Source organism: Streptomyces sp. NPDC060232 (genome assembly GCF_042726555.1).
Classification (GTDB): domain Bacteria; phylum Actinomycetota; class Actinomycetes; order Streptomycetales; family Streptomycetaceae; genus Streptomyces.
In genome coordinates this window covers 1-23,823 of the sequence record NZ_JBHXAG010000011.1, presented here as the reverse complement: position 1 = coordinate 23,823, position 23,823 = coordinate 1, and the positions used below count along the sequence as shown (strand labels likewise).

Annotated in this window: 25 protein-coding genes; 21 read left to right on the top strand and 4 right to left on the bottom strand. The window is 72.4% G+C overall.

The annotated features are described in order from the left end of the window. The first annotated feature begins 1 nt into the window (after position 1). From ACFWFZ_RS17600 to ACFWFZ_RS17550, 11 genes are all read left to right on the top strand, one after another. On the top strand, positions 2 to 988 hold the full coding sequence (locus ACFWFZ_RS17600) for an ABC transporter substrate-binding protein (protein ID WP_387123236.1): 987 nt from the start codon (positions 2 to 4) through the stop codon (positions 986 to 988). Positions 989 to 1,258: 270 nt separating this feature from the next. After that, the gene (locus ACFWFZ_RS17595; protein WP_387123234.1) at positions 1,259 to 1,822 is read left to right on the top strand and encodes a hypothetical protein; all 564 of its coding nucleotides are present in this window, start codon (positions 1,259 to 1,261) and stop codon (positions 1,820 to 1,822) included. A 117-nt stretch (positions 1,823 to 1,939) separates the two neighbouring features. After that, positions 1,940 to 2,680 (top strand): hypothetical protein, encoded by a 741-nt coding sequence (locus ACFWFZ_RS17590; RefSeq protein WP_387123232.1) that lies wholly within the window; start codon positions 1,940 to 1,942, stop codon positions 2,678 to 2,680. A gap of 505 nt (positions 2,681 to 3,185) precedes the next feature. Then, entirely contained in the window at positions 3,186 to 4,700 is a 1,515-nt protein-coding gene (locus tag ACFWFZ_RS17585; RefSeq protein ID WP_387123230.1) for an MFS transporter, read from the top strand. Positions 4,701 to 4,750: 50 nt separating this feature from the next. Then, complete coding sequence (locus tag ACFWFZ_RS17580) at positions 4,751 to 5,212, top strand: SRPBCC family protein (RefSeq protein WP_387123228.1); 462 nt, start codon at positions 4,751 to 4,753, stop codon at positions 5,210 to 5,212. A 106-nt stretch (positions 5,213 to 5,318) separates the two neighbouring features. Next, positions 5,319 to 5,942, top strand: coding sequence for an ABC transporter permease (locus ACFWFZ_RS17575; protein WP_387123226.1), 624 nt, complete (start codon positions 5,319 to 5,321; stop codon positions 5,940 to 5,942). A 277-nt stretch (positions 5,943 to 6,219) separates the two neighbouring features. Continuing rightward, on the top strand, positions 6,220 to 7,482 hold the full coding sequence (locus ACFWFZ_RS17570) for a M20 family metallopeptidase (protein ID WP_387123225.1): 1,263 nt from the start codon (positions 6,220 to 6,222) through the stop codon (positions 7,480 to 7,482). 297 nt (positions 7,483 to 7,779) lie between these two features. Beyond that, positions 7,780 to 8,508, top strand: a complete 729-nt coding sequence (locus ACFWFZ_RS17565; RefSeq protein WP_387123223.1) for a ribosome-inactivating family protein — start codon at positions 7,780 to 7,782, stop codon at positions 8,506 to 8,508. Continuing rightward, positions 8,505 to 9,329, top strand: coding sequence for a hypothetical protein (locus ACFWFZ_RS17560; RefSeq protein ID WP_387123221.1), 825 nt, complete (start codon positions 8,505 to 8,507; stop codon positions 9,327 to 9,329). The genes ACFWFZ_RS17565 and ACFWFZ_RS17560 overlap by 4 nt, the downstream gene beginning before the upstream one ends. Further along, the gene (locus ACFWFZ_RS17555) at positions 9,326 to 10,081 is read left to right on the top strand and encodes a class F sortase (RefSeq protein ID WP_387123219.1); all 756 of its coding nucleotides are present in this window, start codon (positions 9,326 to 9,328) and stop codon (positions 10,079 to 10,081) included. The genes ACFWFZ_RS17560 and ACFWFZ_RS17555 overlap by 4 nt, the downstream gene beginning before the upstream one ends. A 209-nt stretch (positions 10,082 to 10,290) precedes the next feature. After that, positions 10,291 to 10,584, top strand: coding sequence for a WhiB family transcriptional regulator (locus ACFWFZ_RS17550; protein WP_387123217.1), 294 nt, complete (start codon positions 10,291 to 10,293; stop codon positions 10,582 to 10,584). Positions 10,585 to 10,593: 9 nt separating this feature from the next. Here the strand turns inward: ACFWFZ_RS17550 and ACFWFZ_RS17545 are convergent, their stop codons facing one another. Further along, complete coding sequence (locus ACFWFZ_RS17545) at positions 10,594 to 10,884, bottom strand: hypothetical protein (RefSeq protein WP_387123215.1); 291 nt, start codon at positions 10,882 to 10,884, stop codon at positions 10,594 to 10,596. Positions 10,885 to 11,049: 165 nt separating this feature from the next. Between ACFWFZ_RS17545 and ACFWFZ_RS17540 the strand changes: the two genes are divergently transcribed. The 5 genes from ACFWFZ_RS17540 (at position 11,050) to ACFWFZ_RS17520 (ending at position 15,079) form a co-directional block, all read left to right on the top strand. Then, the gene (locus tag ACFWFZ_RS17540) at positions 11,050 to 11,574 is read left to right on the top strand and encodes a DUF6228 family protein (RefSeq protein ID WP_387123213.1); all 525 of its coding nucleotides are present in this window, start codon (positions 11,050 to 11,052) and stop codon (positions 11,572 to 11,574) included. 248 nt (positions 11,575 to 11,822) lie between these two features. Continuing rightward, on the top strand, positions 11,823 to 12,350 hold the full coding sequence (locus ACFWFZ_RS17535) for a DoxX family protein (RefSeq protein WP_387123211.1): 528 nt from the start codon (positions 11,823 to 11,825) through the stop codon (positions 12,348 to 12,350). 66 nt (positions 12,351 to 12,416) lie between these two features. Next, a complete protein-coding gene (locus ACFWFZ_RS17530; protein ID WP_387123209.1) occupies positions 12,417 to 13,019 on the top strand; it encodes a TIGR03086 family metal-binding protein in 603 nt (200 codons plus the stop codon). A gap of 108 nt (positions 13,020 to 13,127) precedes the next feature. Further along, complete coding sequence (locus ACFWFZ_RS17525; RefSeq protein WP_387123207.1) at positions 13,128 to 14,522, top strand: mycothione reductase; 1,395 nt, start codon at positions 13,128 to 13,130, stop codon at positions 14,520 to 14,522. Between the two features lie 116 nt (positions 14,523 to 14,638). After that, entirely contained in the window at positions 14,639 to 15,079 is a 441-nt protein-coding gene (locus tag ACFWFZ_RS17520) for a VOC family protein (protein WP_387123205.1), read from the top strand. A 180-nt stretch (positions 15,080 to 15,259) separates the two neighbouring features. Here ACFWFZ_RS17520 and ACFWFZ_RS17515 read toward each other — a convergent pair whose 3' ends face one another. Beyond that, entirely contained in the window at positions 15,260 to 17,638 is a 2,379-nt protein-coding gene (locus ACFWFZ_RS17515; protein ID WP_387123203.1) for an ABC transporter substrate-binding protein, read from the bottom strand. Between the two features lie 422 nt (positions 17,639 to 18,060). On the opposite strand from ACFWFZ_RS17515, the gene ACFWFZ_RS17510 reads away from it, so the two are divergent. Then, the gene (locus ACFWFZ_RS17510; RefSeq protein WP_387123201.1) at positions 18,061 to 19,401 is read left to right on the top strand and encodes a hypothetical protein; all 1,341 of its coding nucleotides are present in this window, start codon (positions 18,061 to 18,063) and stop codon (positions 19,399 to 19,401) included. Between the two features lie 16 nt (positions 19,402 to 19,417). Here ACFWFZ_RS17510 and ACFWFZ_RS17505 read toward each other — a convergent pair whose 3' ends face one another. Beyond that, positions 19,418 to 19,879 carry a hypothetical protein gene (locus tag ACFWFZ_RS17505; RefSeq protein ID WP_387123199.1) on the bottom strand — a complete coding sequence of 154 codons (462 nt, stop codon included), beginning with the start codon at positions 19,877 to 19,879 and terminating at the stop codon, positions 19,418 to 19,420. Between the two features lie 618 nt (positions 19,880 to 20,497). On the opposite strand from ACFWFZ_RS17505, the gene ACFWFZ_RS17500 reads away from it, so the two are divergent. The 4 genes from ACFWFZ_RS17500 (at position 20,498) to ACFWFZ_RS17485 (ending at position 22,826) form a co-directional block, all read left to right on the top strand. After that, entirely contained in the window at positions 20,498 to 20,782 is a 285-nt protein-coding gene (locus ACFWFZ_RS17500; RefSeq protein WP_387123197.1) for a hypothetical protein, read from the top strand. A gap of 301 nt (positions 20,783 to 21,083) precedes the next feature. Continuing rightward, positions 21,084 to 21,248 (top strand): hypothetical protein, encoded by a 165-nt coding sequence (locus ACFWFZ_RS17495; RefSeq protein ID WP_387123195.1) that lies wholly within the window; start codon positions 21,084 to 21,086, stop codon positions 21,246 to 21,248. 471 nt (positions 21,249 to 21,719) lie between these two features. Further along, the gene (locus ACFWFZ_RS17490) at positions 21,720 to 22,133 is read left to right on the top strand and encodes a hypothetical protein (protein WP_387123193.1); all 414 of its coding nucleotides are present in this window, start codon (positions 21,720 to 21,722) and stop codon (positions 22,131 to 22,133) included. Positions 22,134 to 22,277: 144 nt separating this feature from the next. Then, positions 22,278 to 22,826: a DUF4232 domain-containing protein gene (locus tag ACFWFZ_RS17485; protein ID WP_387123191.1), complete on the top strand. Its 549-nt coding sequence runs from the start codon at positions 22,278 to 22,280 to the stop codon at positions 22,824 to 22,826. A gap of 402 nt (positions 22,827 to 23,228) precedes the next feature. On the opposite strand, the gene ACFWFZ_RS17480 is transcribed toward ACFWFZ_RS17485, so the two are convergent. Then, complete coding sequence (locus tag ACFWFZ_RS17480; RefSeq protein ID WP_387123189.1) at positions 23,229 to 23,516, bottom strand: DUF6400 family protein; 288 nt, start codon at positions 23,514 to 23,516, stop codon at positions 23,229 to 23,231. Positions 23,517 to 23,823: the final 307 nt, after the last annotated feature.

The window sequence follows — 23,823 nt, the reverse complement described above, 5'->3', positions numbered from 1 at the left end:
CATGCGCGACACCCACCACCGGCGCCCCCTGCGCCACCGCCGCGGCGCGGCCGTCCTCGCCGCCACCACCGGACTCGCCGTCCTCACCGGCTGCGGGGCCGCCGACATGACCCGCCAGTCCTCCCCGTACGCCGCCGCCGAGGGCGCGAAGACCGTCACCCTCTCCGTCCAGTCGTGGGTCGGCGCCCAGGCGAACACCGCCGTCGCCTCCTACCTCCTCGAACACGAGCTGGGCTACCGCGTGGACACCGTCCAGGTCGACGAGGTGCCCGCCTGGGACGCCCTCAGCCAGGGCCGCGTCGACGCGATCCTGGAGGACTGGGGCCACCCCGAACAGGAGAAGCGGTACGTCGAGGGCAAGAAGACCATCACCCGTGGCGGGGACCTGGGGGTGACCGGCCACATCGGCTGGTTCGTCCCCACGTACTTCGCGCAGGCGCATCCCGACGTCACCGACTGGAAGAACCTCGACAAGTACGCCGACCAGCTGCGCACACCGGAGAGCCGCGGCAAGGGCCAGCTGATGGACGGCTCCCCGTCCTACATCACCAACGACAAGGCGCTGGTGAAGAACCTGGGCCTGGACTACGAAGTGGTCTTCGCCGGCTCCGAGGCCGCCCAGATCACCCAGATCAAGCAGTTCGCCAAGGAGAACAAGCCGTTCCTGACGTACTGGTACGAGCCGCAGTGGCTCTTCGAGCGCGTCCCGATGACCGAGGTGAAGCTGCCGGAGTACACCGAGGGCTGTGCGGACGACCCGGAGAAGGTGGCCTGCGCGTACCCGCACACCCCCCTGCAGAAGTACCTCAACACGCGCTTCGCCGAGTCGGGCGGAGAGGCCGCCGAATTCCTGAAGAAGTTCAACTGGACGAAGGCGCAGCAGAACGAGGTCTCCCTCATGATCGCCGAGCAGAAACTGTCCCCGCAGCAGGCGGCGAAGAAGTGGGTGGAACGCAACGAGCCCGTCTGGAAGCCCTGGCTCCGGTAACACCGAGGGCCCTCCCCGCCCGGGGGAGGGCCCGGCTCCCGGCCGAGCCATGCCGCAGACTCCGTGGCCGGAGGCGGACCGTTGCGCCGACCCGGCATCGTCTCGCGGACCCGGGCCCGGGGACGGCCGGGTCAGGACCGGGTCCGGCGTACGGTCGAGCGACCGGCCGGGCCCCGTCGCCGGCCGGGCCGGGTCGTCTCGATGCCCTGACCGGAACGGGAGCAGCCGTTGCTTCTCTACGCCCAGACCCCCGCGCGGCGGAACCGCCAGATGCTCGCTGACCTGATCGCGGTGCTCCTGATCGCCGCCGCGGTGACGTTCGCCCTGGCCGTCCACGACGCGATCATGCTGCTGGCCGAGCCCGGACGGAAGGTGGAGGACTCCGGCGACAGCCTGGCAGCCGCCCTCGACGACGCCGGGGAGACCGCCTCACGGGTACCGCTCGTCGGCGACCTCCTGAAAACGCCCTTCCGTTCCGCCGCCGAGGCCGGCACCGGGATCGCCGACGCCGGACAGTCTCTCCAGGACGTCGTCGGCCAGGTGGCCTTCCTGGCCGCGCTCGCGCTGATCGTCGTCCCCGTGGCCTGCGTGCTCCTGCTGTGGCTGCCCCTCCGCCTGCGCTGGATCCGTCGCAGCGCCACCATCCGGAGCCTGCTGACCGCCCCCGGCGGCGCCGACCTGCTCGCTCTGCGCGCCCTCACCGGGCCCCCGGGTGACCTCTCCGCGATCCCCGCCCCGCCCGGCGGCCTCGCGGACGCCTGGCGCCGCGGCGACCCGCAGGCCATCTCCGCCCTGTCCGAGATCGCACTCAGACGAGCCGGCCTGCGGCCCTGACGGCCCGAGCCTGCCCGCGCCCCGCCGGGCCGCCCGCACACGGGTCGGCAGTGCCGGCGGCGGTCTGGAAGGATCAAGGCCTACGGTGCCCTTGATCGCTGTGATGAGGAGGATCTGATGAGCGTGGCCGACGGGGGGCGGCAGTGGCCGGACGAGGTCAGCGTCGAGAACGCGAGGGCGACGCTGCTGCAGCTCCTTGCGCGGGCGGGGGTCCCGTCCGATGACGCACGGCAACTGATCGGGCTCCTGGAAGCGGGCGCACTGGCGCTCGCGCACGAGGAGCTGAGCGGTGACACCGGCCGTACCCGCCCCGTGCCGGGGGACAAGGACGAGGCCTACGAGTCGGGCCGGCTCGACGGCGCCCGGGACGTCCTGGAGGAACTCGGCGCCGTCGCCGAGCGGATTCTGGTACGGGCCGTCGGTGTGGAGGGCGAGCAGGGCCCGGCGGGGGAGCTGCCCCGGCCCAGGCGCATGGAGGTGGAGCGGGCGCGGGTGGCGGTCACGCCCCTGTACCTGTCGTTCACCACGGCCTCGGAGCTGGACCCGGAGGTGACGGACGAGGTCCTCGCCGCTGTCCTCGGCACCATGAGCCCCCGGCAGCGGGCCGGATACGCCGGACGGCTGACGGAGTTCGCCGCGGACCACCGGGCCCGGCTGGAGCGGATGTTCGCCGGGTACGGGCCGGACAGCGCCATCACGATGCACGGCCGCTATTCGCTCCTGCACTCCGCCACGAGCATCGCGGTGCTGGAGCGGCTCGCCGCCGCACCGCGGGAGCTGCGGGAGGAGTGGGACGCCGTGGAGCTGCCGCCCGCGTGGCTGGACGGGCTCACCACCGCCTGGAACGCTCCCGCCTGACCGGCGCCGCCCGCTGATCGCCGCTGCCCGGACCGTCCGCCGGGCCGGCCGCCATATCCCCATTCGCCGATCGCCCGCGCGGGCGGGGAGCCGGCGCGCTTCACGGCGGCCGCCGCCCCCGACGCCGCACGGGCCACCGGCACGGGCGCCGCCTTCGACGTCGACACCGCCGACGTGATCGCCCCCCGCTCGCTGACCGGGGCGATCACGTCGGTGGACCCGGCGGACGGCTTCGCGACGGGCCCCTTCGCACAACGGCTCGTCGCACTGCGCGTCCCCCCATAGCGCCGGTTCCACGCCCACAGTCACCGCCCACAGCCACCGCCCGCTCCCCGCCGACCCCGGGGGCGGGCACATGCCCCAGGCCCCGCCCCGAGGCCGCGTCGCCACGGACCTGCGCGGGTCCTGAGCCCCTCGCGCCGCGAACAGGCGCGGACAGGACTGGACAGCCAACGCCTCCGACAGGCATGGAAAGTGGACACCGCCCGCCGTGAGGCTGTGCGCCATGAACCTTGGACGTACGAAGGACGGCACGGCCGCCCTGGCCGCCCCACCCCGCACGGGGCCCGCACTCGCGGCACTCGCCGCGGCGCAGTTCACCGTGATGCTGGCGACCTCGATCGTGAACGTGGCGCTCCCGCAGATCCGCGCCGGAGTGGGGTTGTCGGACGGGGGGACCACCTGGGTGGTCAACGCCTACGGCCTGGCATTCGGCGCGCTGCTCCTCGCCGGCGGCCGGGCAGCCGACCTCCTCGGCCGCCGCCGGGTGCTGATGGCCGGCCTGGCCGTGTTCGCGGGGGCCTCGCTGGCAGCGGGACTGGCCGCCGCCCCGGGCGTGATGATCACCGCCCGCGCGGTGCAGGGACTCGGCGCCGCCGTCATCGCCCCGGCCGCTCTCGCCCTGGCCATGGACCTGTTCCCACCCGGCCCGGAGCGCGGCCGGGCACTGGGGGTGTGGGGAGCGGTGTCCGGCGCGGGCGGCGCGGTCGGCGTCCTGCTGGGCGGCGTACTCACCCAGACATGGGGCTGGCCCTGGGTGTTCCACATCGCCGCTCTCGGCGCGCTGCTGGTCCTCACCGCCGTGGCGGCCCTCGTACCCCGGGCCACCGGCCGCCAGACGGGGAGCTTCGACCTGCTGGGCACCGCCACCGTCACCCTCGCCCTGACCTGCCTGGTCTGGGCACTGACCAGCGCACGTGCGCTCGGATGGACGGACGCGGCGGTACTCGGCGCCCTCCTCGCCGCAGGCGTGCTGTGCGTGGCCTTCGCCCTGATCGAGCGCCGCAGACCGGACGCGCTGATGCCGCCGAGGCTGTTCGCCACCGGCCGGGTCGCCGCGGGCAATGTCCTCATGGCGCTCCTGGGGTCCGTATGGATCGCGCTGTTCTTCTTCCTGCCGCTCTATCAGCAACAGGTCCTCGGAATGAGCCCGTTGGCCACCGGCGCCGGCCAGCTGCCCCTCGCGGTGGCCAACATGCTCGGAGCCGTCGCGGCACCCCGGATCTCCCGGCGCGTCGGGGCCGCCGCCACCGTGGTCGCGGCCCTGCTCACCGAGGCCGCCGGAATGCTGTGGCTGTCCCGCATGAGCCCCGACGGGAGCTACCTCGTGGACGTCCTCGGTCCGAGCATCCTGGTCGGCCTCGGTCTGAGCATCGCCTTCGTGCAGCTCACCGCGCTCGCCGTGGACGGCGTCCCGCGGCAGGACACGGGCCTGGCGGGCGGCCTGGTCAACACCACCCGGCAGGTCGGCGGCGCGATCGGCCTCGCCGCCCTCGCCACCCTGGCCGGCTCCGTCACCACCCACGCGTCCGGCCACCAGCCCCACCTGGAAGCCCTCACCACCGGCTACCGGACCGCGTTCGCCGTCTCCGCCGTGATCCTGGCTGCCTCCGCGCTGCTCGCCCTGCCGCTGACCCGCCAGCCCCGGCGTCCCCGCCGCCCGCTCCTCCCGTGCCGCACACCCGAAGCCACGACCGCGCCCCCGTACCGGCAGGCGCCTCACCACGCACCCGCCCCCTGATCCAGAACCCGACGCCCGACCCGTTTCCCGAGAACCGAACAGGACACCTCATGCGCACCATCGACACCACCGCCCCCGTCGTGGTCAGCCTCACCACGCGGATCGACGCCCCCCTCGCCACCGTCTGGTCGCTGCACACCGACGTCGACGACTGGCCGGCCTGGAACACCGGGGTCGACCAGGCCCGACTCGACGGCCCGATGGCGGTGGGCAACAGCTTCACCTGGCTGACCCACGGAATGAGCATCACCTCCACCGTCCGCGAACTCGTCCCCGGCGAGCGGATCGTCTGGGACGGGACCGTCCAGGGCATTGTCGGCATCCACGTCTGGACCTTCGAACGGACCGACGCAGGCGTCGTCGTCCACACCGAGGAGTCCTGGAGCGGAGAACCGGTCGACGCCGCGGTCGACGAACTCACCACAGCCCTCCAGACCTCCCTCCAGAGCTGGCTCGACTGCCTCAAGGCCCGCGCCGAGCAGCTCCCCGACACCCCCCACGACGCCGCCTGACCCCTTCTCCCCGTCGGTGGGGTGGTTCCTGGCACGAGGACCGGAGCCGGCCACCCCACCCGCCGCTGCCCGCACGTCCTCTCACCCTCTTCCGGAGACCTCCACCGTGACCAGTACCGCCACCCTCCCGCCGGTCGACACCGGTGCCCCCGCGAACCGTCGACCGTACGAGGTCGACAACCGTGGGGCGTACGCCGGCTTCGCCCTCGCCTACCTACTGGGCCACGGCGCAGCCGCGGCCTCCCACGGCGACACGCCTATGCTCCGCCTGCCCGGCTGGCTCCCCACGGCACTCCTCGGCGCGGGGCTCGTGACCGGCATCGTCCTGGCCACCACGGCCGCGCTGCGGTCCCAACGCGGAGCCCCCGCACCGGAGATCCTCTCCGGCAGACTCCTCGGCGCCGCCTGGATCGCCGCCTTCACCGCTCTGGCCCTCGCCGTCACCGGCCTGACCTCCGTACTCGACGCGCCCGAACTCCAGTCCGTCCTGTGGCCCGCCGGGTCGGGCGTCATCGTCGGCCTGCTCTACCTCGCCGAAGGAGCCGTACGCCGCAACGTCCTGCACTACGGCCTCGGCATCTGGCTGGCCCTGACCTCCGCCGCGGCACTCTCCTTCGACACGCCCGGCCTCCACTGGGTCCTCACCGTCGCAGGCGGCGGCGCCTACGCCCTCGCCACGGCCCTCGAAGCCCGCCGCCTGAACTTTCTCGAAGACGCCCCGCACGACTGACACCCGGCAGCCGCGCGGGCATCGGCCACCGGCTGCCCCACGGAGGCTCGCGGGACACGCAGCGGAGCCACCCGTTCGCGACGGCGGCGCGCCGCATGCGGCTTCTCGGCGCGGCGGGCGGGGCGCGAGGCACCATGGCAGGCGTCCCATAGGTCCGTTCCCGTGGAGGAGGCGCCGTGTACGCCGCTTCGCCTGCCGGCGGTGGTCCCGCCGAGCCGGACACCCGTCGGATCCACCCCGCGCACCCCCTCCCACCACCGCTACGGGCGGCGCTGCGATGACGCCGGCGGCCTTCGAGGGGCTGCTCGCCGACGCGCGCGCCGCCCTGCCCGGCATCGTGGCACTGCGCCGCCGCATCCACCGCCACCCCGAAACCGGCGCGCACCTGCCCCGCACACAGCAGGCGGTCCTGGAGGCACTGGACGGGCTGGACCTGGAGCTGGCCACCGGGGCGCACCTGAGTTCCGTCACCGCACGCCTCGAAGGCGCCCTGCCCGGCCCCACGGTCCTGCTGCGTGCCGACATGGACGCGCTGCCCATGGAGGAGGACACCGGTCTCGACTTCTCCTCCACGGTTCCGGGCGCCATGCACGCCTGCGGGCACGACACGCACACCGCCATGCTCGTCGGAGCGGCCCGGCTGCTCGCGGCCCGCCGCTCACGACTGGCCGGCAGCGTCGTCTTCATGTTCCAGCCCGCGGAGGAAGTCGGCGGCGGCGCCCGGCACATGATCGACGAAGGGGTGCTGGAGACCGCCGAAGGCGGACGTGTCGCGGCCGCCTTCGCCCTGCACGTCACCACCCGCTTCGCCGCCGGCACCCTCCACCTGCGGCCCGGACCCACCTTCGCCGCATCCGACGGGCTGCACGTGACCGTACGAGGCCGCGGCGGACACGCCTCAGCCCCGCACCGGGCCCTCGACCCCGTCCCCGTTGCCTGCGAGATCGTCCAGGCCCTGCAGACCATGGTCACGCGGACCGTCGACGTCTTCGACCCGGCCGTGGTCACCGTCGCCTCGATCCACGCCGGCACCACGACCAACGTCATCCCCGAAACCGCCGAGATCCACGGCACCTTCCGCACGCTCACCCCCGCCACCCGGCAGCTCGTGCGCGACGGCATCACCCGTATCGCCCGACACGTCGCCGCCGCCCACGGAGCACACGCCGACGTCACCCTGACCGAGGGCTACCCGCCCGTCGTCAACGACCCCGCCCGCACGGCGGCCCTCCACGAGGCCGCGGCCGCGCTCCTCGGTCCCGGCCGGGTCCACCGTCTGCCCGAACCGATCATGGGCGCCGAGGACTTCTCGTACGTCCTGCAACAGGTGCCGGGCGCGATGGCCTTCCTCGGGGCGTGCCCGCCCGGCATCCCACCGGCGCAGGCCCCCGACATCCACTCCCACCGCGTGGTCTTCGAGGAGGACGCCATGGCCGTCGGAGCCGCCGTCCACGCGGCCGCGGCCCTGCACGCCGAAACCCTCCCGGGTGACGGCGAAGGTGACCGTGACGGCACAGGCGGCGTGCGCCCGGGCACCTGACCGCCCGGGGGGACCGGGGCACGGCCCGTCGCCCCTGGCGCACCGACCCCATCCCACCCGCCCGGACCATGCGCTGATTTCTTAGCAACAGAGGCCAAGTATTGGCCCGTTCACCGCCGGGCGGACTACAAAGGTCGAGACCGAACCGAAACCGAAACCGGCGATGGGGACCACGTCACCCGTCGGTGATCGGAAATGATGTCGAAGGCGGTGGATGCGCGTGCGTGAGTACAGCGAGGTCGAACCGATTCCGTTCAGATTACTGGCGAGGAGTCCGGGTTCCGGCTCCTCCACCTGATGCAGGCGGCCATGCTGAAACCCGTGTCGTTTTCCTCGGCGTACGCATCGGTGGACGAGTATCGGTTCCTGACGTCGGCCATCCGGTCGAGAGCGGCAGATGCTCACGGTCTTTTCAGCATGGCCGGCCCGGGGGATGGCGGGATAATCCACCTTCCCCTCCGCATTCAACTTCGAGGTCTGTTCATCGAGCTCTACATCGAGCTCCGCCCGCACGATGCGGGCCCTCGCATCATCGGGTTCCGCAACACCTTCGAGAACGGGCAGGCCCCGCCCGAAGCCTACGTCCGCCACGTGCGGGACGCGGTCCCCCCACCCGGCATCCGCCGAACGCAGGAACTGCCGTTCGGCGGCCGGCGCCGCGACCTGGAGACGGCTGCGGGCGTACGCAGTTCGGGGATCCTCCTGGGGCGCCGCCCTCTGGGCGACGCGGTCATGTGGCTGCACCGGAACCGTGATCAGAGATCCACCGCGCACGGAATGCTCGTGCTCTCGGTGATGCTCTGCGATGCCGCCCGATTCCCCGCCCTGGCCGATGCGATGTCACGCATCTGGATGACCGGGGGAAGGATGCCGGACGCAATGGGCGCCGGAAAATCTTCAAACAGACACCAATCCAAAGGCGTTGGGGCGCCGAAGAAGGAACGAGGCCCTCTCCGGGGGCTCGTTTCGACCCCGTACGATCTGCGATTCCCGTCCCGGGGATCAACGGAACAGGAGCGAATGTGATAGTCAAGCGCGCCGGTCGCCACGTGGTTCTCGCCGCCGTACCCGCCGCCGTGTTCCTGACCCTCGGTCTTTCCGGACCAGCTCTCGCGGAGGGCGCAAAGGCGTACCAGATCGACCTGGCGCAGCTGAACGAATCAGGCTCCCGCGGCACGGTCATGCTGAGCCTCAAGGGAAACCAGCTGACCGTGCAGATCGAGTCCGAAGGCATGGTGCCCGGATCGCCGTCGGCGCAGCACCTGCACGGCTCGACGAAGGGACACGACTTCAAGTGCCCGGACGCGACCGACGACACCAACCGCGACGGAGTCCTCGACAACACCGAGGCCACACACGACTACGGCGACATCAACATCTCCCTCACCACATCGGGTGACACCAAGCCCGCCAGCGGACTCGCCGTGGACCGCATGCCCGTCGCCGACAAGAGGGGCAAGCTCTCCTACAAGCGGACCATCACCGTCGGCCAGGACGTGGTCGACCACATCAAGGACCTCCACGTCGTACAGCACGGCATCGACCGCAACAAGAACGGCAAGTACGACTTCGAGGGCGCCGGCAAGAGCGAGCTCGACCCGAAGCTGCCCCAGGAAGCCACGGCTCCGACGAACTGCGGAGAGGTCAAGGGCGCGGCCGTGGGATCCATTCCGGTCGGAGCCATCGAGACCGGCGGCGGTTCCCTCGAGAACGCCTCGGTGCAGGTGACGATGCGCGACGGCGTGGCGATCACCGTGCTCGCCGTGGCGGCCGGTGCGGTGGCCCTCACACGCAAGCGGGCCTCCGCCGTCCCCGTCCGCCAGAACAACACGGGAGGCGGCGCGTGAAGCGGGCCCCCGCACCCGTCACGACCACCCCGTCCGCCGAGCGGCCCCGCCGCCGTACCGCACGCCGTACCGTACGCCCGCTGGCCGCCTCGGCCCTCGCCGCCATGCTCCTGGCGGGATGCGGAGGCCAGGACGCGGCGAAGCCCCCCGCCCCGCCGGGGCAGGCCGGGGCACCGGGCGCCGCCGCCCCCGCCGGGAAGCCCGCCGACGGTGACGCCGCGGCCTCCGCGGACGGATCACAGAGCGGTACGGGCGCAGGCGCCGGCACGGGCGGCGCGGGCCGGGCCGAACAGGCCCTCGCCCGGTCGGAGCCGCAGAAGATCACGATCCCCTCCCTGAACGTGACCAGCTCCCTGGAGACGCTGCGGCAGAACACGGACGGGACGATGCAGACCCCGAAGGACCCCGCGCTCGCGGGCTGGTACGAGCCGGGCCCCACGCCCGGCTCCCAGGGACCGGCCGTGATCGCAGGACACGTCACGTGGAACGGAGCAGCAGCGGTGTTCGAGAAGCTCAAGACGATGAAGGGCGGTGACACCATCAAGGTGACCCGTAAGGACGGCAAGACGGTCACCTTCACGGTGGACCGCGTCAGCGAGTACCCGAAGGCCGAGTTCCCCACGATGGAGGTCTACAAGAACCTCGACCACGCGGGTCTGCGCCTGGTGACCTGCGGCGGAGACTTCGACCCGAAGAAGCACTACTACGACAGCAACGTGGTGGTCTTCGCCCGCATGACGGGCGCCGCGTAGCACCGCCCCCGCCGCGTAGCCAGGACGGCGGGGCGCCAGAGACGTCCGTCGGCCGCAAACCCCCCACTGCGGCCGACGGACCCCGCCGGAGGACCCGGAGGACAGGCCGCGACGGACCCCGTCGGCGGCCTCGTCGCGACGGACGTTTCATCCGCCGGATCGTGAGCAGGCGAGCCTTCGTCATCACCATCCCACGGAAGGAGCAAGCAATGTCCGACGTGTCGCGACTCCCGGGCCTGGCCGAGCACCACTGGTCGTGGCAGACGGAAGCGGCCTGCCGGGGCCTGGGGTCGCGCAAGTTCTTCCACCCGGCGGGGGAGCGCGGTGAGGAGCGCACTGCCCGCGACCAGGCGGCCAAGGAGATATGCGCCCGCTGCCCGGTGCGAGCCGCATGCCTGCGGCACGCCCTGGACACCGGGGAGGCGTACGGGGTGTGGGGCGGTCTCACCACGGAGGAACGCCGCGCCCTCGCGGCCCGCCAGACCGTGGGCGCGGTGGCATGACGGCGGACCTCAGGGAAGGCCGGTGCTCAGGGGAAGCCGCGCTCCGGCGCGCACGGAGTTGATGACCGCTTCGTGCAGCGCGCGGCTCGCCTCCTCACTGGGGCAGGGGACGGGGCTCCCCGCGAGGGGGAGCCAGTCCGACGCCCCGCTGTACTGCACCGTGACGTAGGCCAGGCCTTCGGCCTCGGTCCATGTGGTGTGGATGTCGAGCTCACCGGTGAGGGCGGGGCCCGACTCGCCGGTCACGACTCCATCCCGGCCGGCGAAGATCCCGCAGGTGGTCCACGATGCCCAGCTCATCCGGCCTCCTTGCCGCACTGCACACTGAACACTGCACTCGTTGTCCTGCCAGTGTGAACGCGCCGGGCCCCGCGCGCCCTGCGGAGCGGGGTGTCGCCCCGCCGCCCGTGACGGAGCGCGCACGCACCCGCCCTGCGGTGCTACCAGGGGGCCGGCTTCGCCCCCGTGGACCCCGCCCTCGCCGCAACCTGGAACGAGGCCCAGCCGGTCGGCTACGTGTGGCTCCAGGGCGATACCGAGGACGACGGCTTCCGTGACGGGCCGTGCGTGGCCGTCCGCTGTCAGGACAACTCGTCCGTGGCGGTCAGCTTGCACGACCGACACAGCCCCGACGACCATGGCGTGCACCACGCGGTCGAGGTGCGGGCGCCAGGACTGCGCGCACGCCTCGACCAAGCCGTGGCACGGATCGGGGACGGCCGCGATCTCGCTCCGTTCCTGGAGCGGCTGGCCGCGGACCACACCGGCTGGGACGGCGAGCGGCGTGGGAAGACCAACGACGGCGACCTCACCGTGTCCGCAGTCTTCCGGCCGGGCGGGTACGTCGGCTCGACCTGGACACTGCGCCCGTGGCGGCCTGCCGCCGGGGCCTGGAGCGCCACGGTGAACACCCAGCTGGAAGCGGGTGAGCAGATGGAGTCCTTCGCCGCCGACATCCGCCACTACCTCGAAGACCGCCGCCCACGCTGACCTCGGGCCGGACGCTCAGCGGACCCCGGCGGTCGAGCGCGTCAGGAGCCGGGCCCCCGGGGTGGTGGGGCGGCCCGGTGCGACTCGGCACGCCATGCCGCGAGGCGGGCCCGCGCTGCTCCGCTGGGCGGTCGTCCGTTCGGCGGACCTGCGCGCGGGTGCGGGTCGCCGCGGTCCTGGCGGGATACGGATCCGTCGCCGCACGGCTTTCCCACCACGACCGGACCGCCGCTCCCAGGGAGACTCCGATGACCTGCATCAACCGACGCGACCTCGCGCTGCTGGCGCTACGGGCCGGAACCGGAGCGGTGCTCATGGCACACGGCACCCAGAAGCTGTTCGGATGGTTCGGCGGCGCCGGCCTCGACCAGACGGCGGCCGCGATGGAGCACATGGGCTACACCCCCGGCCGGCAGAGCGCCCTGGCCGCGGGACTCGGCGAGACCGGGGGCGGGGCACTGCTCGCGCTGGGCCTCGCCACGCCTGCGGCGGGCGCTGCGGCCGCCGGAGCCATGGCGGGCGCCGTCGCCGTCCACGCCCCCGCCGGCTTCTTCGCCCAGGGAGGCGGGTTCGAGTACCCGGCCTTCCTCGGGTTCACCGCCGCCGCCATCGGCCTCGCCGGGCCCGGCCGCTACTCCCTGGACCACGCCACCGGCCACACCTTCGACCAGCGGTGGATGCTCGCCCTAGCCTTCGCCGCCAGCGGCCTCGCAGCGGCAGCCGTCGTCATGAAGCGCGCACAGGACCGGACGGACCAAGGCCAGCAGGAGGAGTGAGCAACCGAACGGGTCGGCGGCCGGCCGGGCGTGGACCCACCCCCCATCGCCCAGGAGGAGCGGCAGATGACCGACCGGACGATTTTGGACCTCGGAGCACAGACCCAGCTCGTGGCCCGGCTCGCGGCGGGCGTCCCGGACGCGCGGCTGGACGACCCGACGCCCTGCCCCGAGTACCCGGTCAGGGTCCTGCTGGTCCACCTGACCGGGCTGGCCGTCGCCTTCCGCGACGCCGCACGCAAGGACCTGGGCCCCACGACGGACACCGCCCCCGACCCGGCCGCCACCCCGCTGCCCGCCGAGTGGCGCGAGGAACTGCCCCGGGTCCTCGGCGAACTGGCCGAGGCCTGGCGGGATCCGGCCGCCTGGACCGGCATGACCCGCGCCGGCAGCGTCGACCTGCCCGGCGCCATCGCGGGCGCGGTGGCCGCCGACGAACTGGTGATCCACGGCTGGGACCTGGCCCGGGCCACCGGCCAGGAGTACGCACCCGACCACGCCGCGCTACGCGCCGCGTACGACTTCCTGCTGGCGGCGGCCGAGGACGAGACCCGCGGCGGGGGCATCTTCGGCCCGCTCGTGCCCGTACCGGACGGCGCCCCACTGCTGGACCGGGCCGTCGGGCTGAGCGGACGCGACCCGGCCTGGACCCCGCCGAAGACCCCGTGACGCACGCGGGCCGGGCGGGCCGGGCGTGGCGGGCGGCCTGGGCGTGCCGGGTGGCGCGCCGCGTGCCGGGTACGGGTATGCCCGCCGTGCGGGGGTACGTTCCGGCGCATGCGAACTCATGATCTCGTGATCGTCGGGGCGGGCTCCGGCAACGCCGTCGTGGACGAGCGCTTCTCGCAGCTGGACGTGGCCGTCATCGACGAGGGGCCGTTCGGTGGAACCTGCCTGAACCGCGGGTGCATCCCCAGCAAGATGCTCGTGCACGTCGCGGACCTCACCGGCACGATCCGCGATGCCGGCCGGTTCGGCGTGCAGACGCGGCCGGGCCGCGTGGACTGGCCCGCCGTCCGCGAACGGGTCTTCGGCCGACTGGACCGGGAAGCCGCCGAGGGGGAGCAGGGGCGGCGCAGCTCTCCGAACGTCGACGTCCTCAAAGGACACGCCCGCTTCACCGGCGACCGGACGCTGACCGTCGGGACGGGCGCCGACACCGTCACGGTGCGCGGAGAGCGGATCGTCGTGGCCGTGGGCAGCCGCCCGGCTGTCCCCCCGCCGGTCCGGGACGGCGGACTGCCGTACGAAACCTCCGACACGGTGATGCGCCTGGACCGCCCGCCACGGCACCTCGCGGTGCTGGGCGGCGGCTACATCGCCGCCGAACTCGCGCACGTCTTCCACGCGGCGGGCAGCCGCATCACGGTCGTCGAGCAGGAGGACACACTGCTCTCCGCCCAGGACGAGTCGATCGCGGCCGCCTACACCGCCATCGCCTCCGAGCGCTACGACGTGCGTACGGGCACGGCGCTGACCCGCGTCGAGGGAGAGCCGGGACGACTGCGCCTGGTGCTGGACGACGGCCCGGCCGTCGAGGCGGACACCCTGCTCGTGGCGGCGGGACGTACCCCGAACAGCGACCGGATCGACGCCGGCCGGGCCGGGATCGACCTGCACGACGACGGCCGGATCGTCGTGGACGCCTTCCAGCGAACCAGCGCGGCGGAGGTGTTCGCCCTCGGAGACGTGTGCACGCCCTTCCCGCTCAAGCACGTGGCGAACCGGGAGGCCCAGGTCGTCGCGCACAACCTGCTCCACCCCGACGCCCCGGTCCGCACCTCCCACGAGGCCGTGCCCGCAGGGGTGTTCACCCGCCCCCAGATCGCGCAGGTCGGCAGGACCGAGCAGCAGTGCCGGCAGGATGGACTCCACTACGCCGTCTCCGTACGCCGCTTCGCCGACACCGCCTACGGCTGGGCGGTGGAGGACACCACCGGCTTCTGCAAGGTACTGGCGGACCGCCGCACGGGACTGCTGCTGGGCGCCCACATCCTGGGCCCGCAGGCCGCGAGCCTGATCCAGCCGCTGGTGATCGCCATGAGCCTCGACATCAAGGCCTTCGACCTCGCCCGTTCTCCCCTGTGGATCCACCCCGCACCGACCGAGGCGGTCTCCAACGCCCTCCGCGACCTGGACCTTGACCCGGACCCGGGCGAGCGCGAGCCGTAGGCCGCCGGTGACGTACCCAGAATCCGACACTCCAGGCTGTCGAGAACGCGGCCCCGGCGCCGTCCCAGGGGTACCAATGGCCGGAACCGGACCGCGAGACGCACAAGGAGCACACCGTGGCGATCCAGCGGATGGACAACGTAGCCGTCGTCGTCGACGACCTGGAGGCTGCCGTCGCCTTCTTCACCGAGCTCGGCATGGAGCTGGAAGGCGAGGCGCAGATCGAGGGAATCTGGGCCGACCGGACAGTCGGCCTCGACGGGGTCCGCAGCGCCATCGCGATGATGCGCACCCCGGACGGCCACAGCAGGCTGGAGCTGACGAAGTTCCACACACCTGGGGCGATCACCACCGGACCGCTCGACCCGCCACCCAACACACTGGGCCTGCACCGTGTCATGTTCGCCGTCGACGACATCGACGACACCATCACCCGCCTGCGCCGCCACGGGGCCGAACTCCTCGGCGAGGTGGCGCAGTACGAGAACACCTACCGCCTCTGCAACCTCCGAGGCCCCGCGGGAATCATCGTCGCTCTGGCCGAACGGATCGGCTAGGGCCTGTACCGAGTTGCCCCGCGGCGTCGCGGCCGGGGCAACTCGGTACAGACCCTAGAGCCGTGCCGGGCGCCGTGACCCGGCAGACCTTCGCGGGCACGCCACTGGACTCCGCCGCTCCGCTCAGCGCCGGATCCGGACGGGCACGCTGACGCGGCGCAGCGCGGGCCGCCTGAGACGTCAGCGGGCGGCGGCTGATCCGCTCCGCACGGCCGCCCAGCTGCCGCCGTTCACCGTGTACACCGTCAGGCGGCGGTTGACCGTGTCACCGCTGCCGTCGAAGGCGACCCGTCCCGTGACGCCGTCGAAGGCCAGCCCCGCCACGGCCTGCGGCAGCTTCGCCCGGGCGTTGCCGGGGAGGGTGCCGCCGTTGGCCGCCACCAGGGCCTTCACCGCCTCGATCAACGACCACGTCGCGTCGTAGGCGTAAGGGCCGTACCAGCCCGCCACCTCCGGATAGCCCGCCTTCTGGTACCGGGCGAGGAAGTCCTGTCCCGCCGCCGACTCCTCGGCGGGCGCGCCGATGTGGGTCGCGAGGTCGCCCTCGGCCTTCGGGTTCGACGTGAGGTACTGCTGGTCGAAGATGCCGTCGCCGCCCATCAGGGGGACGTTCACCCCGGCCTGCTTGAGCTGCTGGGAGATCGGCGCAGCGGTGTCGTAGTAGCCGCCGAAGTAGACGGCGTCGGCTCCTGACGACTGCACCCGCGCGGCGAGGCCCTCGAAGGCGCGTTCCGCGGGATCGACCTGCTCGGTACCGACGACGGTCCCGCCGAGTTTCGTGAACTCGGCCGTGAAACGGGAGCTGAGGGCGGTGCCGTGGGCGCTCGCGTCGTCGACCACGTACAGCTTGGTCTTCTTCGCCTCACCGTGCAGATACCTGGCGGCGAACGGCCCCTGGTCGACGTCGGTGGCGACGGTGCGGAAGTAGGTGGAGTACGGACGCGACGTGCTGCCAGCCGCCCAGCCGGGGCCGAGTGTCAGCACGGGGTCGGTGTTGCCGGGTGACACGACGGCCATGTTCGCTTGCGCGAGCGGTGCCACCAGGGTCTTGGCGACGCCGGAGTTGAGAGGCCCGACGACCCCCAGCACCTTCTCGTCGGACACGAACTGGGCGGCGTTGGAGGCGCCCCTGGCGGGATCGGCCCCGTCGTCCAGGGCCTTGATCTCGAAGTTCACGCCGGGGACGTGCCCGGATTCGTTGGCGGTCTTGGCCGCGAGGTCGGCGGCGTTCTTGATGCCGGCGCCCATCGAGGACATTCCGCCGCTGAGCGGTGCGTCCACTCCGATCACCACCGTGACGGAGGAAGCGGGCGCCCCGCTGCCGGCCGCTTTGCCGCCGCTGCCGGGGTCGTCGTCACGGGTGAGGGTCCAGGTCAGGACAGAGCCCGTGGCGAGGGTCGCCAGCGCCGCGCCCAGGACCACCGAGCGCCGGGTGAGGGTACGCCCCCGGGCGGAGGGCTGCTTGACCTGCCTTGTCTCGGGCCTGGTCCCGGGTACGACCGGGCCCTCGGCCGGGATCTCCGGCACGGGCGGGCCGGTCGGCCGGTCCGGCACGGAACGCGGAGGCGTGCCCGTGGTGGACCCGGAGTCGAGGACCGTGGGGGTCGGAATCGTCGTCGACGCCCCCGGCTCCGGTGCCTGCGGTACGGAAGGCGTCCTCGGGTCGGGCGGGGGTGTGCGACCCGGCTCCGGTTCGGGCTCCTCCCCGGTGGGCGCAGCATCGGGCAGGGAGGGGGAGGACCGCAGCACCGATGCCAGCATCGCGGCCGCTTCCGCGGCTTCCACGCGCTGCGCCGGATCCTTGGTGAGGAGGGCGTCCAGCAGGGGTGTCAGCGGGCCCGCGTGGACCGGCGGCCGGTGCGGTCGGGTGAACACGGCCACGGCGAGGGCGTGCAGACCCTCCGCGTCGAACGGCGGTCGCCCCTCGACGGCGTGGTAGAGGGTGGCGCCGAGCGCCCACAGGTCGTTCGCAGCGGTCGGGCGCTTGCCCTCCAGCTGCTCCGGCGACATGTACTGGGGTGTGCCGATGACGGTCCCGCTGTGGCTCAGCTTGGTCGTGGCGTCCGCGAGGTGGGCGATGCCGAAGTCGGTGAGGACGACGCGTTCCTTGGTCAGGAGCACGTTGTCCGGCTTGATGTCACGGTGGACGATGCGCGCTCCGTGCGCCTCGGCCAGCGCGTCGAGCAGTGCGGCGCCGATTTCGGCCACCCGCTGGACGGGCAGTCGGCCCTGGCTGCGGATGGTGGCCGCCAGGGACTGCCCGCGGACCAACTCCATGACGATGACGGGGGCGCCGTCGTGCTCCACGACGTCATGGATGGTGATGATCCCGGGGTGGCTGAGGGTGACCGCCGCGCGGGCCTCGCCGATGAACCGCCGGAGCAGCGCGGCGCGGTCGCCGTCCTCCAGCCCTGGCGGAAAGAGGATCTCCTTGACGGCGACCTCGCGCCCGAAGAGGTGCTGGTCGACGCCACGCCAGACCCGGCCCATACCGCCCTGGCCGATGCGTTCGACCAGCTGGTACCGGCCGGCGATGAGTGCGGGATTCTGCTCGGTCACGCGCACACTCTAGATCCTGCTGAGCCGATCAGGTGACGGAAGTCTGGCTTGATCGCGCCGACGTTGACGGGGCGCGGCGTGCCCGTCATGGAGAGGCGGACGAAGTCCCTTCGCACGGACCGTGATCGCCGTTCTACGCGAGCCGAACCCGGAACCCGAGGCCGGAGCCCGAACCAGGAACCCGAACCCGGAGCCCGCACCAGATCCCGGGGCCGGGCCCTAGCCCGGGCCCGCATGCCATCGGTTGGCTCCGTCGCGCGACAGGGAGTCTCGGCCCGGCGGACCGGTACTCGCCCCGCCGGCCGAATGACCACCTTTTGCCCGTAATTGCCTGCTGGGTTGGTTGGGCTGGGTTTCGTGTGTTGGTGTGCTGTTCTCCGGGTTTGGTGCGGCTGGGGGTGCGGTGTGGATAGCGTCGCCCCATGGGTTTCGGTGGTGTGTGCGGCGGCGGTGGTCGGGGGCAGGCGTCGCGGGGGCATGTGCTGTTGCTGGCGGCGGATGCCGCGGCGCGGCGCGGCGGGATGTTGCTGTCCCCTGGTGCGAATGTCGCCGCGCTGGCGATGGTCCCGGCGGATGTGTTGCTGGCATGCGAGGTGCCTGCCGACATGGTGTGCCTGGAGGGTGTGCGTGATCCGAACACGGTGTTGGCGCGGTTGCGGGTGGCCGTGGCGGCGGCGGGTCCGTTGTTCGTGTACGTGTCGGGGCGGTTGACGGCGGATCGTCGCGGCCGGCGGTTGTTCGTGGCGCTGGCGGGGACGACGGCGGGCAGTGTGCGCTACACCTCGTTGCCGTGGGAGTGGCTGGTGGGGGAGTTGCGTTCGCGTTCGGGGGGTGTGGCCACGGTGGTGGTCGACCTGGTGGCGGACAAGGCGGCTTGGCCGCTGGTGGGCGGGTCGGAGGAACTGCCGGGTTGTGCGGGGGTGGCGGGGGTCGAGGTGTTCGGGGTCGTGCGCGGGCCCGACGCGCCGACGGAGGGTGGAGGTGTCAGCGGGTATACCCGTCAGTGGATCGATCAGCTCCGGCGTGCTCCGGTGCGGCCGTCCAACGTGGAGGTGCATGTGCTGGCAGCGGGGTCGGCCGGGCTGGCGCCGGGCACGCTGGTGGTGCCGTCGGCGCGGGAGCTGGAGATGCGCTGTGCTCCGGCGCCCGGTCACGTACGCCCGGAACCCGGCCCCTTCCCCGGACCTGATTGCGCCGCCGGGTCTGCCCCCGGGCCGGGAGCGGTGCCTGTGCCGGATGCCGGACCCGACGACGTGACCGATTCCGATCCCGATTCCGAACTCCTGCCGGCTGCCTCGGCGTCTGCGGGGGGTCTGGTCGAGGGGGACCCGCGGGCGCGTCTGCATGCGTTGGCGGTGGAGGGCCGTCATGGCGAGGCGGATGCGCTGGCGAGAGCGTGGGAGCGGGGCGTGGTGGAGCGGTGGGGCGGGGCATCGCTGGAGGCGGTGCGGTGTGGCGAGATCCGTGCGGACCTTGCGCGGATGGCCGGTGACTTCGCGTTGGCGACTCGGCTGTGGGTGGATGCGGGGCGGGCGCGGCTGGAGTGGCAGGGAGCGGATGCGGCCGAAGTCCGGGACGCGGCGGCAGGGGCCTTGTACTGCTGGACGCAGGTGAAGGACCGTGCGCGGGCGTTGGAGGCCGGGCCGGAGCTGCTGGGTCTGCTGCGAGCACTTCCCCTGGCCGATCCCGCTCACCTGAGGCTGGCGGAGCGGCGGCTGGAGGCGCTGCGCATCCCGTACCGCTCCGGCGCCCTGAACCTCTGACCCCGGTTGCTGTGTTCTACGGGTTCCGGGTGTTGCCGCCGGTGGCGGGGGTGTCCTTGTACTGGTCGTTCATGCGCGCGAAGTCTGCGCGCAGCGCTTCGTCGTTGGCGACCTGGCCCTTGCCTGCCTGCACCATCGGCCCTTGCAGTGCGGTGCACTTGCCGACCAGTCCATCGAGGTAGGTTTTCCAGGACTGGTAGAGCTCGCCTTGTGCGGCTGCGCTGTCCACGCCGGTGACGGCTGCGCCCCTCTGCCCGGCTTCGAACTCGGTCTGGGCCTTCTTGATCCCCGATACCAGCTGGCCGACGTCGTTGCTGGCCCTGTTCCACACCGCCTGGTCGGATTTGAGGTCCTCGCTGCCCCCGCCTCCGCTCCCGCCCCCGCCGTCGGGCGCGGTGCTCGCGAGACGCATCTGCGTCGCGGCGGCCGTCCCTTCCTTGAGGCCGGCCCATTCCGCGTCGAAAGAAGTACTGCTCATCCGAGCCCCCGTAAGAATCTGCGAATGCAATGATCAAAGGCTCATCCTACGAGTGGGGTCGCCCGTGTCGGCCCGTGCCCTACCGTCAGTACTGCTGCCGTGCCGGTATGCCCCGGTTGGATCTGGATCGCTCGGCGCTCGTAGCGGGCGCGGAGCGCGAAGTGCGTCATGCAAACCCGACTTGTATCGATCGCCCAACGGGTCGGGCGGTTTGCCGTCCGGTTGCCCCTGGAGGCTGCGCGTGTCATGCGGCGAGGGCGTGGGTGAACAGTCGGCCGAGCTGGGGTTCGGCTTGGGGTAGGTGTGCATTGCATACTGCTGGACATGAGGTACTCGCCGGCCGTCCGCATCCATCTGATGATCACTTTTGTGCTGGTGATGTGCGGTGTGGCCGGTGGGGGTTGTTTCGGGTGGCTGCTGGGCGGACGGGTGACGGGTGTGCTGGCCGCTGTGGCGGCTGGGCTGGGGGCGGGGATCGGCTCGTTCCTCTCGCGCAGGCACGTGGCCGCCTTCCTCCGCCCTGCTCCTGCTCCGGTTCCCGCCCCTGCTCCTGCTCCTGCTCCTGCTCCTGCTCCGGTTCCCGCTTCCGTTCCGGTTCCGGTGGCTGTTGCTGGTCCGGTGGGCGGGTATGCCGAGGGTGTCGCCGACGCGGTTCTGGTGAGTGTCGCGACGTATCAGGCGGCGGCCTTCCCGCTGACCGCTTTCGGGGTCAGCGAGGAGGAACGGGATGCCCGCCGCGGTGTCGCCTACCGTGTGTGCGCTCACGAGGGCCTGCCGCAGTCGGTGCGGGTGTCGGCGGCTGCCGCGCTGGAAGCGGTCGACCAGGGTGTGGACGCCGGGCGCGCGCATGACGCGATGAAGGCGCTGTCGCTGGCCGTCTACGACTACCGCACCAACCGCTGACCCGCCAGCGGACACCTGCCGGGGGTTCCGATGGGGGTCCGCCCACGCGGTCCACCCGTGGGGGTTCGCCGACCGGGACTGCCGCTGGGGGTGGTGCCTCCGTGGGCTGTCCGCGGCTCTTGCGGGATACGCACCAGCGACCGTGTGCGGGGGGCGTGGACCGTGTCGGTGGTTGAGTTCAGCCCGCCGGGGGGCCGCGTCGCAGTGGCTGGCGACCGAGTACGTTTCCCGCGCCGTCCCTGGCCGACTGGATCCACCGGCACGGGCCGCTGCCGCGGCCCGCCGTGTACTGCCTGCCGATGTGTTCTCTCTCGCGGCCGTACTCGTGTACACGGCCACCGGATGCGGTCCGTTCCTCGCCGCTGGGGAGGAGTCGCAGCTGCCGGCGCTGCTGTATCGGATCGTCCACGACCAGCCCCGCCTGGTCGGTGTTCCGGAGGAACTGATCCCGCTGGTGGGCGACTGACTGGCCAAGGATCCGTCTCAGCGGCCCACCGCCCGAGAACTCCACCAGCGTCTCACTGACGTTGCCGCTGCTGTCGGGGAGGGAACGGGGGGTGGGGGAGCGGGATGCCGTGATGCCGCAGGCTCTGGCGGCCGACATCGATCGTCGCGAGAGCGACCTCCTCGCCCCGCCGCCCCCGCCTCGGCCCGTTCCTGCACTGCCGTCGGGGTGCCGGCAGTGCCGACAGTGCCGGCAGTACCGACAGGCCCTCCGTCCGTGCCGCCGGGTCCCACGGCTTCCCCTGCTGGCGTCGGCGGGCGGGCGTCCGGCCGGGGCCGGCTGATCGCCGCGGCTGGCGCGGCCGTCGTGGTGACCGTGCTGGCCGTGTTTCCCCCTGCGGCTCCTCATCGACGGCGGCCGCGAATGTGAAGTGAGGGGAGCGGCGGCAAGGCCACCCCCGCCTCCGACGCCGACCCATTCGCTTCGGGGCCGGTGTCGGGGCAGGCCGTCCTGCCCGCCGCGTGGGTGGGGACCTGGTCGGGCACCGGGCCTGGGACACCGGAGGCGGACGGCATCACCCGGGCCCTGGCAGGCGCGCTCTCCGTCACGGTCCCACTGAACGCCGGGGCGGTGGGAGAGCTGGTGGGCCGGCAGGTCAGTGATGTCAAGGAGCTCTCCACCGGGCGGAACCTGGGTTGTACCGAGGCGCTGGAGCTGCGGCAGGTCCGTCAGGATTCCGCGGTCTTCGCGGCGGTGACCAGCCACCCCACCGACCGCACGGCCACCTTCGCATGTCCCCGGGGCAACCTCTACGTGCTCACCATGACACAGGCCGACCGGGTGACCCTCGAGTCGCTGGGAGCCCAGTCAGCCGGCGCTCCGGATGCTCTCACCCGCCGCGGCTGACCTGCCCGTCTCCTGCGCCCGGCGCCGCGCGCCTGTGCCGATCCTGTCCGGAGTGTGGGTGCGGGCGGGTGGTGTCACGCTGGGAGTGGAGCTGCCGTAACCGGCCCTGCGGGGTGCTGGTGCCTGGGGTGGGAGAGGAGCGTCATGGCGTGCATCGTGAAGGGGGTCGCTGCCCGCCGTCGTGCCGGTACGGCTCTGGGTGCGGTCTCCGTGGCTGCGGCTCTGCTGGCCGCGGCCGTCCCAGCCTCCGCCGAAGCCCCCGCCGCCGCGCCGGCGCCCGCGTGCCGTAGCGGCCATCTCGTGCCGGGGGGTGTCGAGCGGTTGGGGGTGGACGCGGTGCGGGTCACCGTGGTGAACGAGGGTCCTGGTCCGTGTGTGTTGTGGGGCCATCCCACGGTTGCCCTGGCCGGGCAGGGTGCGCCTTCGCGTGCCAGGGCTCTCACGGTGGTGCGGCAGGGTTCGGCGCGTCCGGTGGAGCTGGTGGTTGGTGCGGCGGCGCAGACCCGTATCGTGTTCATTCCGGTCCTGGGTGAGGCCGGCGGCTACTGCGCTTCGGGTGTTGAGCCGTTCGCCGCGCCGTCGATGGTGATCGGTGTCGCGGGCGGCCGTCTGCAGCTGGCGCCTGATGACGGCGGGTCCTTCGCGGTGTGCGGCACCGCCGTGCGTGCCACTGCCTTCAGCCCCGTTCCCTGAATCCCGGCCTGCTGGGGGTTGGCCTGTGTGGGTCCGTCGTCTGAAGTCCGGTTCGGGAGTTCCGGCTGCCTGGATCCCGCCCTTGCCCTGGGCAGGGTGTGTGGGTTGGGGTGCGGGGTGTTTTGCGGGGTCGGGGTGTTCAGTGGCCGGGCAGGGTGTCTGTGATGCGGTTCCAGAGGGAGCGGGTGTTGCCGAAGTTGGTTTCGTGTGTCCAGATGTGTGTGCAGGTGGGGCATTGGAGGTGGAGGAGGCTGCCGGTGTTGGTGAGGAGGTAGTGCCAGTGGGTGGGGCAGGTGCGTCCTTGTTGGCAGGGTTGGCAGTTGGGGGTGTTGGGGCAGTGGGGGCAGGGGATCCAGGCGCGGCGGCCGGGGTCGGCTTGGGGGTCTAGGGGCAGCATGGTGGTCAGTCTCGGCGTGGGGGGAGGACGCCGGTGGTGACGAGGTTGTTGTAGAGGTGCTGCTGCTGGGTGTCGAGTCCGGAGTAGAGCAGGTCGTATGCGGCTTCCTCGCCTTGGAGGACTTCCAGGGGGTTCCAGTCGGGGCCGAGGGCTTCCATGACCTGGGCGCGCCGGAGTACTTCCTGCGGGGTGAGGTCGACGGCGAAGTCGACCAACGCGGACGCACCGGCACCGGTGCTGGCACCGGTGCTGGTGTTGGTGTTGTCGTCGGGGGTGGGGGTGTGGGGGGGCATGCCTTCGAAGTTAGGTAGCCCTTCTTTGTCTGGTCAAGGGGGGGTGGGCGGGGTCACAGGCCGTCTGCGGCTGCCTTCCCGTTCCTGCGCGGGGGTGGTGGCAGGGAACCCTGGTGCATGTCACCGAAAGTGGGGTGGGGGTGGGTCTCGGGGTGCGGCCCGGGTCGGCGATGGGCCGGTACGTCCCTCTCGTTCTGCCGGTCGGGAGTAGCCTCATGCTGGAGGGCATACTGTGCCAGGACGGTATGGAGGTTGCTTTCATCCTGCCCGTGGGTGCCCCGGGCCGGTTGGTGGCGTGGGGGACTTC